The sequence below is a fragment of the Fervidobacterium pennivorans genome (genome assembly GCF_001644665.1).
GTDB classification, from domain to species: Bacteria; Thermotogota; Thermotogae; order Thermotogales; family Fervidobacteriaceae; genus Fervidobacterium; species Fervidobacterium ngatamarikiense.
Genome location: NZ_CP011393.1, coordinates 1,884,319 through 1,897,850 on the forward strand (window position 1 = coordinate 1,884,319; position 13,532 = coordinate 1,897,850).

Annotated in this window: 15 protein-coding genes, 4 tRNA genes and 1 other RNA gene; 6 read left to right on the forward strand and 14 right to left on the reverse strand. The window is 40.1% G+C overall.

All coding sequences use genetic code 11. The features are described from left to right. Window positions 1–105 precede the first annotated feature (105 nt). From JM64_RS08750 to JM64_RS08800, 11 genes are all read right to left on the reverse strand, one after another. The gene (locus JM64_RS08750) at window positions 106–531 is read right to left on the reverse strand and encodes an OsmC family protein (RefSeq protein ID WP_064012287.1); all 426 of its coding nucleotides are present in this window, start codon (window positions 529–531) and stop codon (window positions 106–108) included. Between the two features lie 24 nt (window positions 532–555). Then, on the reverse strand, window positions 556–1,203 hold the full coding sequence (locus tag JM64_RS08755; protein WP_064012288.1) for a cytochrome c biogenesis CcdA family protein: 648 nt from the start codon (window positions 1,201–1,203) through the stop codon (window positions 556–558). Between the two features lie 23 nt (window positions 1,204–1,226). Continuing rightward, window positions 1,227–1,925 carry a thioredoxin family protein gene (locus tag JM64_RS08760; protein WP_064012289.1) on the reverse strand — a complete coding sequence of 233 codons (699 nt, stop codon included), beginning with the start codon at window positions 1,923–1,925 and terminating at the stop codon, window positions 1,227–1,229. 184 nt (window positions 1,926–2,109) lie between these two features. Beyond that, window positions 2,110–2,352: a glutaredoxin family protein gene (locus tag JM64_RS08765; protein ID WP_064012290.1), complete on the reverse strand. Its 243-nt coding sequence runs from the start codon at window positions 2,350–2,352 to the stop codon at window positions 2,110–2,112. 31 nt (window positions 2,353–2,383) lie between these two features. Beyond that, window positions 2,384–3,340 carry a thioredoxin-disulfide reductase gene (gene trxB, locus JM64_RS08770; RefSeq protein WP_064012291.1) on the reverse strand — a complete coding sequence of 319 codons (957 nt, stop codon included), beginning with the start codon at window positions 3,338–3,340 and terminating at the stop codon, window positions 2,384–2,386. Window positions 3,341–3,460: 120 nt separating this feature from the next. Beyond that, window positions 3,461–4,111 (reverse strand): protein disulfide oxidoreductase, encoded by a 651-nt coding sequence (pdo, locus tag JM64_RS08775; RefSeq protein ID WP_064012292.1) that lies wholly within the window; start codon window positions 4,109–4,111, stop codon window positions 3,461–3,463. A 130-nt stretch (window positions 4,112–4,241) separates the two neighbouring features. After that, window positions 4,242–5,000 (reverse strand): alpha/beta hydrolase, encoded by a 759-nt coding sequence (locus tag JM64_RS08780; RefSeq protein ID WP_064012293.1) that lies wholly within the window; start codon window positions 4,998–5,000, stop codon window positions 4,242–4,244. 109 nt (window positions 5,001–5,109) lie between these two features. Next, window positions 5,110–5,919, reverse strand: a complete 810-nt coding sequence (locus tag JM64_RS08785) for a metal ABC transporter permease (RefSeq protein ID WP_064012294.1) — start codon at window positions 5,917–5,919, stop codon at window positions 5,110–5,112. 11 nt (window positions 5,920–5,930) lie between these two features. Continuing rightward, window positions 5,931–6,692, reverse strand: a complete 762-nt coding sequence (locus tag JM64_RS08790; protein ID WP_064012295.1) for a metal ABC transporter ATP-binding protein — start codon at window positions 6,690–6,692, stop codon at window positions 5,931–5,933. Next, window positions 6,682–7,530, reverse strand: a complete 849-nt coding sequence (locus JM64_RS08795; RefSeq protein WP_064012296.1) for a metal ABC transporter substrate-binding protein — start codon at window positions 7,528–7,530, stop codon at window positions 6,682–6,684. Before JM64_RS08795 ends, JM64_RS08790 begins: the two co-directional genes overlap by 11 nt. Before the next feature lie 16 nt (window positions 7,531–7,546). Next, window positions 7,547–7,909, reverse strand: coding sequence for a Fur family transcriptional regulator (locus JM64_RS08800; protein WP_231882501.1), 363 nt, complete (start codon window positions 7,907–7,909; stop codon window positions 7,547–7,549). A gap of 270 nt (window positions 7,910–8,179) precedes the next feature. Between JM64_RS08800 and JM64_RS08805 the strand changes: the two genes are divergently transcribed. The 5 genes from JM64_RS08805 to ssrA all read left to right on the forward strand — a co-directional run bounded on the left by JM64_RS08805 (window position 8,180) and on the right by ssrA (window position 9,176). Further along, window positions 8,180–8,255, forward strand: a tRNA-Lys gene (locus tag JM64_RS08805). Window positions 8,256–8,264: 9 nt separating this feature from the next. After that, window positions 8,265–8,354 (forward strand) — tRNA-Leu (locus tag JM64_RS08810). A gap of 15 nt (window positions 8,355–8,369) precedes the next feature. Next, window positions 8,370–8,444 (forward strand) — tRNA-Gly (locus JM64_RS08815). Between the two features lie 153 nt (window positions 8,445–8,597). After that, window positions 8,598–8,685 (forward strand) — tRNA-Leu (locus tag JM64_RS08820). 131 nt (window positions 8,686–8,816) lie between these two features. After that, window positions 8,817–9,176: a transfer-messenger RNA gene (gene ssrA, locus JM64_RS08825) on the forward strand. 67 nt (window positions 9,177–9,243) lie between these two features. Here the strand turns inward: ssrA and JM64_RS08830 are convergent. Continuing rightward, window positions 9,244–10,173, reverse strand: a complete 930-nt coding sequence (locus tag JM64_RS08830; RefSeq protein WP_064012298.1) for an aldo/keto reductase — start codon at window positions 10,171–10,173, stop codon at window positions 9,244–9,246. Between the two features lie 182 nt (window positions 10,174–10,355). Here JM64_RS08830 and JM64_RS08835 point away from each other — a divergent pair, with 182 nt between their 5' ends. Then, window positions 10,356–11,300 carry a radical SAM protein gene (locus tag JM64_RS08835; protein WP_064012299.1) on the forward strand — a complete coding sequence of 315 codons (945 nt, stop codon included), beginning with the start codon at window positions 10,356–10,358 and terminating at the stop codon, window positions 11,298–11,300. A 62-nt stretch (window positions 11,301–11,362) separates the two neighbouring features. On the opposite strand, the gene JM64_RS08840 is transcribed toward JM64_RS08835, so the two are convergent. Both JM64_RS08840 and porA read right to left on the reverse strand, forming a co-directional pair. After that, entirely contained in the window at window positions 11,363–12,337 is a 975-nt protein-coding gene (locus JM64_RS08840; protein ID WP_064012300.1) for a thiamine pyrophosphate-dependent enzyme, read from the reverse strand. Between the two features lie 13 nt (window positions 12,338–12,350). Beyond that, entirely contained in the window at window positions 12,351–13,520 is a 1,170-nt protein-coding gene (gene porA / locus JM64_RS08845) for a pyruvate synthase subunit PorA (RefSeq protein WP_064012301.1), read from the reverse strand. Window positions 13,521–13,532 lie beyond the last annotated feature (12 nt).

Here is a 13,532-nt window from a genome sequence, read left to right on the forward strand (position 1 = left end):
TGAAGATATAGCCGGAGCCGAGTAAATGCTTTCACTCATGCCAGGCGCACAAAAAGAAAAGCCATCCCTCAAGGGATGGCTCCAGACAAGAATTTTTGTTTAGCTTTACTCGTATATAATCTCCCAAGTGAATTCTGGCACTGCCTTTTTCAACATTGCCGAAACACCACAATATTTGTCTTGGGAAAGTGTGACTGCTTTTTCCACTTGTTCTCTTGGTGGTTCACCGTTAAATTTGAAATGGTATTTTAGATGAATTTTTGTGTAAACTTTTGGATGGTCTTGTGATTGCTCGTACTCTACCTCCATCCAAAAGCTTTCCATTTTGTCAATCACTTTCATTTTCCTTAGCAAAGACACAACATCCATACCCGTACATCCCATGAGTGAATATAGCATTAACTCTTTAGGTCTTGGTCCTGCATCCCGACCACCAGCCGAGGGGTCTGAATCGATAACCAAATCATGACCAGACAATGTTTTGGAATAAAAAAGCATTCCAGAATAAAAATCCATACGTGCTGTTGCCATAGTCTAACCTCCTAACATAAGATTTTAAACCTTCATTTTTCCAAGCAATATGAGAACCCCAAGGATTATCATAAACGCTCCACCGATATATTTGATCCACATCTCCCATTTCGGTTTTCCAAAACCAACCGTAAGAGCCTTTGAGAGCACAGCACCTATTGTTAGAAATGGTATGGAAATACCAAGAGAATAAATAAAAAGTAAGAAAATCCCTTTTGACACACTCTTTTGCGCAGCGATGAGTAATATGGAAGCAAGAACAGGGCTACTGCACGGAATCCATACAAATCCAATTGCACCACCAAGCACAAGTCCACCAACAAAACCCGCATTTCTGAACTTCCAAACGTTTGCACTCTTACCTCTGAAAAATTGGATTTCTAGCATGTATAATATTCCCAGAGTTATTATACCAATTCCAATAATCTTTTCCAAAATGTTACCGTATTTTGCCAAAAATGTGCCAAGGAGCGAGGAAAAACCTCCGAGCATGCTGAATATAACAGAGAAGCCTATGAAAAACCCAATAAGTCTTTGAAATCTCTTTTCCCCGCCAAGGACTATCCCTATGAATCCCGGAATAAGAGGCAAGACACAAGGACTAAAGAATGAAAGCAAACCATGAACAAGAGCAACCCAAATACTGACATCAGTTTGACTAAGTGAGACCATATCTCTCACCAGCTTTCAAAAAACTACCGATTTTCAACGAGCAAAACCCTTACTACGCCCGTTTCTTTCAGCTTGTTGGCAATTTCGACGCTTGTTGTTACGTAAACCGTATTTATGTCAACATTACTTGGGATACTATCAACTCGCTTGGCGTTCTTATCGTAATTCAAAACGAACTGCGCATCATTTTGCTTAATTTTTACAATCGTTGGTCTCCCTTTGTAGTCGTCTTTCTTTTTAGAATACGCTTCGAAACTTTCTTTGTAATTTTCTTCAACAACCTTTACTATAAACCTTAATGCTTTGAGGAAATTCTCCGCTGGCATATAACCAGGTACTTGTGTTATTTGAGTTTTGTCTTTAAGAAACACAAAAGTTGGTGTACCTCGAACACCAAAGGCTCCAAAAAGTTCGTTGTTAGTGTAGGTTTTACCTAAGAACGAGGTTTTATCGTTTCCGGGTTCTATTCTGACAAATATATAGTTACCCCTTAGAAAATCCTGGACTTGTTTGTTTGTAAGTACCTCTTTGTCAAAAAGCCTACAGTAATAACAAGATTCAGATGTAAAGGCTATCAAAACCATTTTTCCCTCAATATTCGCTACTTTGTGTGCAGTACCAAGGTCTCTAAATTCAAACTCGTAGGCATACGTTGTAACAGCAGAGATTGAAAGAGTAAAAAATGCAACCAATACTAGAAATCTTCTAAGACGGTTAAGCATACATATCACTTCCCTTTAACTACTGTGGGTTTGACTTTGAATCTCTTCATGAAAAATTTTGACAAAAAACGCAGTAACGGACAACTGAACTTCATTCAATCAACCTCCCCTTTATAAAGAAACACTGCTTGAAGAAAAAAAGTATAGGGAAGGCTATTGATAACCTTCCCTACATTCTTCGCTCTTAGCTTATTCCAAGTATTCTATCGATTCTTGCTTTGTCAAAACCGACAATTATCTGGTTTCCTATTTCTATAACTGGAACCCCCATCTGCCCAGATTTTCTTATCATTTCTTCTGCACCTTTTCTATCTCTGGAAACATCGACTTCAGTGAAAGGAATCCCAAGTTGCTTAAAGTATTCTTTCGCTCTCCTGCACCATGGACAAGTTGGTGTTGTATAAATCTTTACTTTGACATGTGCCATAGTCTCACCTCCCAAGATTTATTTTTTTAAATTAGAAGTATTTCTTGGCAGCATGTTCGACAGCTATTGCACCGTCTGCTGCTGCAGTAACTATCTGCCTTAGGTTTTTGACCCTGATATCGCCAACCGCGTAGATACCCGGAACGTTTGTTTCCATGTTCTCATCAGTAATTATGTAACCATAGTCATTCATATCAACAAGACCTTTAAATATTTGGGTTTGTGGAACAAGTCCAACGTAGATAAATACTCCGTCAGCTTTTATAACCTGTTCCTCTTTTGTTTCGTTATTCACAATAACAACTTCTTCGACTTTGTTTGACCCTCTAATTTCTTTCACAACGTGATTTGTTATTACCTTAATCTTTGGGTTGTTCAGAACCCTGTCCTGCAATACCTTTGCCGCTGTCAGGTATGGTAAGTTCTGAACCATCGTAATGCTCTTTACTATTTTCGATAAGAAGTGCGACTCATCACATGCACTGTCCCCACCGCCAACTACAACAACATCCTTATCTTTGAACAAATATCCATCACAAGCGGCACAATAAGTAACACCTCTACCTCTAAATTCTGCTTCACCAGGAACTCCGAGTTTCCTTGGTTCCGTTCCTGTTGCCAAAATAACAACTCGTCCTTTGACTTTGTTACCATCGTCGAGTTCTACAACTTTGTAATCTCCATCCACGTAAACTTTCTGCGCGAATGCGTAATGGAACTCCGCTCCAAAATGCTTTGCATGCTCTGCAAATTTTTGACCTAACGCTTGACCTTCGATGCTTATTTCACCGGGCCAGTTTTCTACAACATGCGTTTGTGTTACTGCTCCACCTTCAAGTGCTTTTTCTATGACAAGTGCAGTTAAACCTGCTCTCCTAGCATATATAGCAGCCGTAAGACCTGCAGGTCCTCCACCTATTATTACAACATCGTAGTAATCTTTTAAATTCGAGCCAAAACTACCAACTTCAAACTCAAATCCAGTCATCCTAATCCCTCCTCTTAAATACTCTTTGCTGTAGCATCGCTTTCTAAAAATTCAGGGCACAAGTGCTTGTGCCCTGAAAGTTTTAACTACTGTAAAACCGTATCTTTTTCCTAATCTTGGTTAGTCTGCCAAATCGAGAACTTGCTGCAAGAACTGTGGTTCTGGATAAGCACCTATAAAGAACCTGTCTGGATTTCTGTTGATTGCTATGTGAGGAACCGAAGAAACACCAAACTGTTCGCTTAAATCAAAGAATTCATTTGCTTCAATAACTTCAGCTGTTACCATATCGCTCGCAAGAGCCATGTTGTGTGCTGTAAGTGCTGCCCTTGGACAGTACGGACATGTTGGTGTAACAAATACGCTTATTTTCACAGGTTTGTCAAGTGATTGAAGTTTTGCAATAGTTTCCGGTGAAAGCTGTGGTTTCGCACCATTCCCAAATGTGATTATGTCTTGAATAAGCGTTCCAAACTCGTGCCCCGATGGAATCCCGTAGAATCTGACACCTCTATCTTTTCCATCTTCGAGCGTGAGAATCAATGCAGGTGCAAATTCAACGTTGTATTCCTTACCTTTGTCACTGTCTTTGTGATACTTTTCGACAACGATTTTATCGGAAAGTTCCTGCACCTCGTCGAGCAATTGGCTCTCTAAATCACAGTATTCACAGTCTTCTCCATGAAAGAAAATCAACTTCACGTTGTTTTTAAGTTCTTTCGCGAACAAGTCCTTTAAATACTTCCTATCCTTTTCCTGTAATAATGCCATATAAAACACCTCCAAGTTCGATTTGCAATATTATTATAGCCCATAACCTCTGAATTAGGGTTAACTAAGTGTTAAAATTAGACAAATTTTGTCTATTTTTATTTGACCACACACAATACTCAAAAAAACGTTAGCTCTTAAGCCACTCAATAACAGCTTTTGTAACTTCCTCTTTCTCAACATCATTGCTAAGCACATGCCCTGATTTTTCAAACACAAGCAATTTACGTTTTTCTGAGCTTATATTCTTATATATAAATTCAGCAGCAGATAGTGGAACTGTATTATCGTTCTTTGCTGCAACAACAAGAGTATCGCTAACTATTCTATGTACACTTTTTCTTGCCATCTTCATTAGTTTATAAAGTTCTGCTGCCTGCTTAGGCCAATTAAATGACCAGTACTGATCCTTTAAATACTCCAAATCTGGGTCGTCATATTTTTCATCATTTTCCCGTGTCATTTTCTCGGTGAAAAGAGAAATCAGTGATGCAAATTTTATCCTCTTATCGAATGTATGAGTTGCAGCTGCAAGGGTGACGAGTTTTTTGGGCTTTAAGTGAGCAGCTAAGATAAGTGCTATTACACCGCCCATTGAAAGTCCTACAATGTAAATCTCTTTACATATGGCACTCAAGTCGTAATAGGCATCGTAGACTCTCCTTAGCCAGTCATGATGAGTTGTTGTTAGAAAATCTTTGCCACATGTGCCATGTCCGGGAAGTCTTGGAACAGAAACCGTAAACCCGGCTTTGTGAAGTTCATGAGCCATATATTCAAAATCATGTGGTGAACCTGTAAAACCGTGAATTAACAATACCCCTTCTTCGCCACCTTGCAAAAATATAGGCAAAGACTTCTTAACTGTTTTACAGTTGACAAACTCCATACTGAATCCCCCTATTCTTTATGAGTTCGATATAAATAATTATATCATACAAACTTATAGCGTTTGCATGTTCCTTGTCTTCGAATATTTTTCAATATAGATAATCATATCATACAAACCTTTCTAATAATAAAGAGCACAAGAAAGCAAAGAATAAACAAAGAACTATAGCTGGACCTGGTGGAAGGTCAAAGTAGTACGCAGTAGCAAAACCAATTAATGAAAACGTCATATTAAATAGTGTGGCAGTAGCAAGTGCATTTTTAAACGATTTTGCCCTCTGTTTCGCAAAGACACCGGGTAACACTAAGAACGCACCCATAACAATCACGCCTGCAAGTTTTAAAGCGGATACAACAACCGTTGAAACAAGCATGAGCACTAAAAGTCTAATTATATGTGTTTTTATACCATAAAATTTTGCCATTGTTTCGTCGGCAAGCCAGTAAGAGATTTCATAATGTTTCAAGCTTAGCATTACTATAGTAAACACAAGAACAAAAAACATAAAATAGATATCATGCTTGGAAATAAGCAAGATGTTTCCGAATAGATAAGACGTCACATCCGCTGTGTAACGAGGTGACTTAGAAAAGAGTATCACTCCAATGGACATAAACACAGGCAATAGCATACCTATGGCTGTGCTTTCAGCAATTCCTGGGTCGTTACTTAATACATATACCAGGTATGCGAAAAACAACGTTGCCAGGACTGAACCGAGCAAAACGTTAAAATCAAATATAACAGCAAACGCAACACCGGCAAAGATTGCATGCGCAAGTCCATCACCTATAAACTCCAACCTTTTGTAGACAATAATGGGTGAAACCATACCTGTCACAAATGAGATTAACACATTTGCAATCAACGCATTTCTCAAGAATTCGTAGTTCATCAAATCAGTAATGAAAGTCATCGTATCACACCCTATTTCTTTTCTTCCAGATTTGAGAAATCAGGATTTTCATGCACGTGTTCTACTTCATAGTGTGAATGAGCCCTGATCCAAATGTCAAACTCACCAAAGAGCTTCTTAACATCCTCTGGCTTAATCTCTTTTGTTGGTCCGTGACAGTGCAACGTTTTATTGAGGCACATCACCGTTTTGCATTTCTCGAAGACCATACCAATATCGTGACTCACCATTAATATCGTAATTCCCAGGTCTTCATTCAGCTCATATAGAAGGTCGTAAAAACGTGCTTTTCCCATTTCGTCCACACCAGATTCTGGCTCGTCAAGTATCACAATATCAGGCTTGCCTACAATTGCCCTCGCTAATGATGCCCTTTGATACTGACCGCCAGAAAGCGTTCCAACAAGCCTTTTTCCAAACCCTTCAAGCCCTACCTTGGTCAGCGTTTCGTCAACAATCACTTTCCAATTTTTCTCTTTTCTAACAGGTAATCTGACGAAATCATAAACACTAATAGGAAACTCCCGGTTAAACGAAGAAAGCTGAGGCATGTACCCTACTTTTCCATTTAATATGACTTCACCCTCGTAGGGTATCATCCCAAGAATAGACCTGATAAGTGTAGATTTCCCAGCGCCATTAGGACCAATAATTCCCACAAAATCTTTTCTGTAGACTTTGAAATTTATGTCCCTTAAAACCTCTATCTCTCCGAACTTAACAGAGAGATTCTTTACAACTACCACAGCTTCATTATTTGAACTACTTGCCATAAACTGCCTCCTTGATTGAGTTATAGGCATTCTCAAACAAGTCAGATATCGTTTTTGCTTTACTTCCCAGTGGGTCAAGAATCTTGTATTGCCTTTCCAATTCGCTTGAAACAACCCTTATTGCTTCGGCTTTGAACTGCGGACCTACGAATACTCCTATCAAATTACTCTTCTTTGCCAGTTCAATTACATTCTTTAAATGTCCTGCCGAAGGTTCTTTCCCATGACCTTCTTCCAAAGCAAGAACTTGTATACCATATTTTTTAAACAAGTATACGTAAGAAGGATGCTCTAAGATAACGACTGCACCTTTCTTGTCCTTGAGAAGTTGGTCAAATTTTTTTGATACTTCTTTTAGTGAGTTTATAATCACTCCTGCATTTTTATCGTAAATCTTTGCGTTTTGTTTATCCATCCGAACTAACTCGTCTCTTATTGTAGGAATGATGTAATCTGTCAAAAAATCAATAGAGAGCCACACGTGTGGATTGAATGTCTTTCCATCGTGTCCATCTTCTTCGCCTGATTCGACCAAATATTTTGCCGGTATACGTTCGCCAACAAAAAGCACATTTCTATAATTTTTCAAATACGCATTATCAAGCCCCAGTCCATTCGCAACAATCAAATCTGCCTTCGAAAGCGCTTTGACATCACTGATGGTCGGATTAAAAGTGTGAGGGTCACTCCCCGGTTTTATGAGCAAACTCACGTCTGATTTCTCACCTACAATCTGTTTAACAATAAGATAATACGGATTGATAGTAGTAACAATGTTTAACGCAAAAACCCAGGTAAATAACAGCAAAGCAAACCCTATAGCTAATGGTTTCTTCATACTATCACCTCTTCAGTTATACTTCCTTCTTATAGCATTCCTCGCATAACCCACTAAATAAAACGAAATGCTCCTGGATTTTGAATTTGAAATGTCCAGAGAGATAATTTTCATACTCATCCATGTGGCATTCATCTATTGGAAACAGTCTTCCACATTTCACACATCTGAAAAAATGTCTGTGAACAGAGGATGAGTAATAGTACGTGTAATTATCAAGAGAAAAACGTTTTAGATAGCCACTTTGGTGCAAATACTCAAGCGCGCGATATACTGTGGTTAAGCTCATATCCTTAAGCCGCTCACTCACTTCATACGCCGTCAAAGGAACGGAAGAGTTTATTATTTCTTTGTAAACCTGTTCTCGGTTCTTAGTCATCCGCACCTTCCATACCCCCCGTTAATGCTCAATGTGTCTTACAATTTGCAAATGATTTTCATTTCCAATCTAAATATATCACGCATCTTAGACTTGTCAACTCTATTTTCGAAAACCTATACCAATCATCACACAATTAATGTCTTAGAATACAGAAAATAAATCTTCTCGTTGAACATTTTCAAAAAAATTCTCTTAGACCACTTGACACTTAAAAACCCTTGTGGTATTATGTTTATCGGCACGTCAAGCCAACGCTGCCAAAGAGGTGACCTGGTAGCTCAGCAGGTAGAGCACCTGACTTTTAATCAGGGGGTCGCGGGTTCGAATCCCGCCCGGGTCACCAGAGAGAGGTGCGAGAGTGGCGGAATTGGCAGACGCGCTGGACTTAGAATCCAGTGGGACTGATAATCCCGTGAGGGTTCAAATCCCTCCTCTCGCACCAGGGGAAGGTTAACGAGCGGGTGTAGCTCAGCGGTAGAGCACTTGCTTGCCAAGCAAGGGGTCGCGGGTTCGAAACCCGTCACCCGCTCCAGAAACAGATAGGTGCGAGCGCACATGCGCTCTTTTTTTATCGAAAGAATCAATATCCAGTTGTTTGGCTTGTAAGCAAAAAGGCAGAAGGGTTCTTGACGAAAGTTGAGTTGTGTGGTATAATATATAGCGAAAATGACAAAGGAAAACAGATGCCGAGGTGGCGGAATTGGCAGACGCACATGGTTGAGGGCCATGCGGTCATTGGGACCGTGCGGGTTCAAATCCCGCCCTCGGCACCAAAAACGATAAGGGCGCCCTTTAAAGGGCGTTGTTTTTTCGATAACGTAAATCAAACTGCTTTGAACGAAATTGTGAAAAAGTAAGTCTAAATATATGGTAGATAAAAGAACGGTATTAGTTTAAAAACAAAGGGGGCGAACGGTCTCGACGGGGGTAAGCCCTCTTTGGAAGCGAGCCGAGGTTGCCTGCCGTCCTCGTAAAAAAACGGCAGGGAAAAGATAAGTGCCAACGAATACGTTCCTCTCGCTGCCTAATTAACAGGTAGCCGTCCACTACGAGGTTTGGCCAGCGCCTCGTAGTTGGGCGTGACCCAGCTGGCCAGGTAGCTCAGATGCGCCTCACGTCTGAAGCTACCTTACCTAGTGAGGCTGGTCAGTCAGTAGCCTGTCTGTGGGCGACTGACTGACGAGAATCAAAACACAGACTGCGCTCGGAGATGCCAAAGAGGGTTTACTTTCGGACGCGGGTTCGATTCCCGCCGCCTCCACCAGAATTAAGCATAAGTAAAAAAGCCCTGAGAAAAATCAGGGCTTTTTTAAATGCATTTGGAATTTTCTTTACCATGGTAAGTTAAGCGGTTTGATTTCCTCTTCATATAATCTTTCTAATTCCCGTTTCAGTTCATCACTTAGTTTAAATTCAGAAGCTTTGATATTTGTCTCAAGCTGTTGAATATTTTTAACACCGGTTATAACAGTCGTTACTGCATCAAAGCTTAGTATAAACCCAATAGCGTATTTAACTAAATCCTCATCTTTGACAATAGCTTTGATTTTGTCAACTATCATTGCCCTTTTTAAAATGACATCTTGACTCCAGCGTGCACGTATACCTTCGAATTTACTATTTGAATTGTACTTGCCTGTCAACCAACCTGAATCCAATGGAACTTTGATTGCTAAGAGAATTCCTCTTTCCTTGACTTTGTCGAAGAGATATTTCGGCGATTGGTGCATGATGTTGAAAAGAATTTCGATAACATCAACATCCCAATTGCTCAGTACAAGCTCAAGCTCTTCTAAAGTGTCTATACTTACTCCGTAGCCACGTATTTTTCCCATGCGTTTAATCCTTTGAAATTCTTCTTCATGCTTTGTTTTGCCTTCAAGAATTTCTCGAGGTGGATTGTGAAGAATCACACTATCGATGTACGTCGTTTGGAGCCTTTGCAAGCTTTCGTTTATTGATCTTTCTATCGCTTCTTCACTAAAATCTGTTTCACCAAGGGCGTTGTGACCGAATTTTGTGTTGATAAAAACATTTTCCCGAACATCTTTTAAAGCTTCACCTATGATTCTTTCGCTTAAGCCATTGGAGTAACCAGGCGCTGTATCAAAGAAATTTATACCTTTTTCATACGCTGCCCTGACAAGTTCTATACCTTCTTCGTAGGTCATAGACCCCCAAAGGGGATTAGCTAACTGCCAGCCACCGAATCCTATTTCGCTTATATAAACATTGAACCTTCTCACGTATCTTTTGTTCATAACCTAACACCTCCTCCAATGTTGAAATGTTGAAATTGATATTACCTTAAGTTATATTATAATATCTCTATATCAACTCCCTGTCAATGAATTGTAATCGTAAATAGCTTGTTGAAAATTGTTTGATTTGCTAAAATGTGATCTAGAAAGTAAATAAAATCTTTCCGAAAGGGAGGCTCTATATGTCTCGAGAAAGGCCACGTAATATCGAGTTTGAGATTACAACAGCTTGTAATTATCAATGTATCCACTGCTATTGCAACGCTGGTCCAAAGTCAAAGAATGAACTTTCTACTGAGCAAGTAGAGAGCGTTATAGACCAGCTTGTTGAAGCCAACGCAGAGTTACTTGATATTGTTGGTGGAGAACCACTTGTTCGTCCGGATATCTACGAGATACTTTCGTATGGTTATAAAAAAGGGTTGCAAATGATGATGAATACCAATGCCTCGTTGGTAACAAAAGAAGTAGCAAGAAAGCTCAAGCTAGCTTGCCCAAGCTTGCTAATTGGTGTCTCACTCGACGGTCCAACGCCGGAAATCCATGAAAAGATACGTGGAAAGGGAACTTTCGAGAAGACGATGAAAGGTATGCTAAATTTGCTCAACGAAGGTTTTGATGTTACTATTCTCTTCGTTGTGAATGCTTTGAACTATAAATACATCGATGACATGCTCAAACTTGCTGAAAGATTGGGAACACACTTATACGTCGACCGCTTCGTTCCTGTTGGGAGAGGATTCTTCCACAAAGACTTATTGATGCCGACAAAGGAACAAATTCAATATGTTGCCGAAAAGCTGGAAGAATACAATGGAAACGTCCAGCTATTTATAGAAGAGAATATCTTTGGTGGAGAGTGTACTGCAGGAAAAACACATGCGTCTATCTTAGTTGATGGAACCGTTGTCCCTTGCGGTCATTTCAGATACAGTCCAAAATTCTACATGGGAAATATAAATGAGAAACCATTTAAAGAGATTTGGTACAGCTATGACCCACAACACGTTGTTCCAAAACAGTGCTCATCCTGTTCACTTTACAAAACAAGTTGTGAGGCAGGGTGTTTTGCATATTCACATTTGATATACTCAAGTTGCGATGAATTAATTTGTAAACTCGTATAAAAGTAAAAGTTGAATTAAAAGAGCCCCGGTTAACCGGGGCTTTCTTTACATTTTAATCACCATTATCTAATTGGTTTGTCTTTCGTCACTTCTTCGAGTGCAAGAAGCCTTTCGTACCTAATTTTAACATATTCTTGAAGTTCGTCTATAATCTCCTGAGCATCTGGCCTTGAAAGTAAAGGTTTGAACCTTCCCTGAGCCTTTATGTATTCTGCAACTGGTTTCGGATTTGTGATTTTCTTTGTTACACGATATACTCCTCTTTCAACTTCGTAAAGTGGCCAGTATAGTGTTTCTATTGCTAGCCTGCTAACCTCAACAGACTTATCATCGTTAACTCTCCAGAACCTAACACACGGTGAGTACGCTGCTATGAACGAAGGTCCATCGAATTCAAGAGCTTTCTCTATTTTCTTCATGAAATCCATAGGTTCTGAAATGGAAACTGTTGCAACGTATACATTCTCGTGTGCTGCCATTATCTCGACAAGGTTCTTTTTAAGCTGTAGTTTTCCAGGAAGTTTCTTTCCAACAGGAGCCGTTGTTGTATCTGAACCCGGAGGCGTCGCGCCTGACCTTTGGTTACCTGTGTTCATATATCCTTCGTTATCGTAAACAATGTAGATGAATTTGTGGCCTCTTTCGACTGCTCCGGAGAGTGATTGCAATCCTATATCGTATGTTCCACCATCTCCACCAAATGCAAAGAATGCATATTTCTTATCTTTATCAATTTCTCCCTTTTTTACAAGCGCTCTGTAAGCTGTCTCTACTCCGCTTATTGTTGCAGCAACGTTTTCAAACGCGTTGTGAATGTATGGAACGTTCCAAGATGTGTAAGGATAAATGGTAGTAGAGACCTCCAAACAGCCAGTTGCAAGACCAACAACAGGTTCGTATCCTTTAGCTATAGCGGTCATAAGAGCAAATCTTACAACATTTGGAGCTGCACATCCTGGACACATTCTGTGTCCCTGTGTCATTCCAGGATTTTTATCGTGGAACAACTTTGCAAGTTCTATAGCGTTAAGTGGCATCTATTACACCTCCTTATTCTCTTAATCCAAGGTATCTTTCTTCATCAGCAATCAAGTTGCCTTTGAAGGCATCTTCAAATGCCTGTCTGATGTGTTCTGGAGTTATGTCTCTTCCACCAAGACCGTAAACATAGCTACCCATCTGCGGTCTTACTGCAACTTCATAGAGCGCTGATTTTACTGCTTCGTAGAGTGGAGCTTCGGCACCGAAGGATGCAGACCTGTCAAGAACAACTACACCTTTTCTTGCGTTAAGCACTCTTTGGAATTCGGACTTTACAAAAGGTCTGAAGACCCATGGTTTTACGAGTCCGACCTTCTTACCTTCTGCTCTAAGTTCCTTTATTGTGTGTTTAATTGTTCCGGCTGTTGAACCAAGAGCAACCATTATATATTCAGCGTCCTCTACCATGAATTCGTCAAGAAGGTCGTATTTTCTTCCAGAAATCTTTGCAAATTCTTCCGCAACTTCTTTGAATACTCTCGGAACGTGCTTCATTGCTTCTATCTGTTGCCTCTTGTGTTCAAAGTAATAATCATAAAGGTCAAGTGGACCGTATGTTACTGGTTTGGATGTATCAAGTAATGGATACATTTTGATGGGTTTTCCAACAAAGTTTTTAACTACATCATCATCAAGTGTTTCGACTACTTCAACGCCGTGAGAGATTATGAATCCATCGAAATTGACCATGACTGGAAGTCTTACATCTGGATGTTCAGCTATCCTGTATGCCATTACCGTATAATCGTAGGCTTCTTGAGCGTTTTCTGCCCAAAGTTGAATCCATCCACTGTCTCGTTCTGCCATCGCATCGCTATGGTCACAGTGGATGTTGATTGGACCAGAAAGTGCTCTGTTGGCAACCGCCATAACGATTGGAAGTCTCAAAGAAGCGGCAATAAATACGACTTCGTGCATAAGTGCAAGACCAACAGCGGCAGTTGCGGTAAATGCCCTTGCTCCTGCAGCTGCTGCGCCAACAACAGCACTCATGGCTGAGTGTTCACTCTCAACAGGAATCATTTCTGTATCAACAACACCATCAGCCACGTATTTGGCAAAGTACTCAACAACAGGTGTTTGTGGAGTAATTGGATATGCAGCAACAACATCTGGATTTATCTGTTTCATTGCGTAAGCTATCGCTTCCGCACCTGTAATTGCTTGTTTTAAAGGCATTTTCGCACCTCC

Coding starts and splice junctions, on each gene's coding strand:
- JM64_RS08750 (WP_064012287.1), bottom strand. CDS start 531: ATGGCAACAGCACGTATGGATTTTTATTCTGGAATGCTTTTTTATTCC.
- JM64_RS08755 (WP_064012288.1), bottom strand. CDS start 1,203: ATGGTCTCACTTAGTCAAACTGATGTCAGTATTTGGGTTGCTCTTGTT.
- JM64_RS08760 (WP_064012289.1), bottom strand. CDS start 1,925: ATGCTTAACCGTCTTAGAAGATTTCTAGTATTGGTTGCATTTTTTACT.
- JM64_RS08765 (WP_064012290.1), bottom strand. CDS start 2,352: ATGGCACATGTCAAAGTAAAGATTTATACAACACCAACTTGTCCATGG.
- trxB (WP_064012291.1), bottom strand. CDS start 3,340: ATGACTGGATTTGAGTTTGAAGTTGGTAGTTTTGGCTCGAATTTAAAA.
- pdo (WP_064012292.1), bottom strand. CDS start 4,111: ATGGCATTATTACAGGAAAAGGATAGGAAGTATTTAAAGGACTTGTTC.
- JM64_RS08780 (WP_064012293.1), bottom strand. CDS start 5,000: ATGGAGTTTGTCAACTGTAAAACAGTTAAGAAGTCTTTGCCTATATTT.
- JM64_RS08785 (WP_064012294.1), bottom strand. CDS start 5,919: ATGACTTTCATTACTGATTTGATGAACTACGAATTCTTGAGAAATGCG.
- JM64_RS08790 (WP_064012295.1), bottom strand. CDS start 6,692: ATGGCAAGTAGTTCAAATAATGAAGCTGTGGTAGTTGTAAAGAATCTC.
- JM64_RS08795 (WP_064012296.1), bottom strand. CDS start 7,530: ATGAAGAAACCATTAGCTATAGGGTTTGCTTTGCTGTTATTTACCTGG.
- JM64_RS08800 (WP_231882501.1), bottom strand. CDS start 7,909: ATGACTAAGAACCGAGAACAGGTTTACAAAGAAATAATAAACTCTTCC.
- JM64_RS08830 (WP_064012298.1), bottom strand. CDS start 10,173: ATGAACAAAAGATACGTGAGAAGGTTCAATGTTTATATAAGCGAAATA.
- JM64_RS08835 (WP_064012299.1), top strand. CDS start 10,356: ATGTCTCGAGAAAGGCCACGTAATATCGAGTTTGAGATTACAACAGCT.
- JM64_RS08840 (WP_064012300.1), bottom strand. CDS start 12,337: ATGCCACTTAACGCTATAGAACTTGCAAAGTTGTTCCACGATAAAAAT.
- porA (WP_064012301.1), bottom strand. CDS start 13,520: ATGCCTTTAAAACAAGCAATTACAGGTGCGGAAGCGATAGCTTACGCA.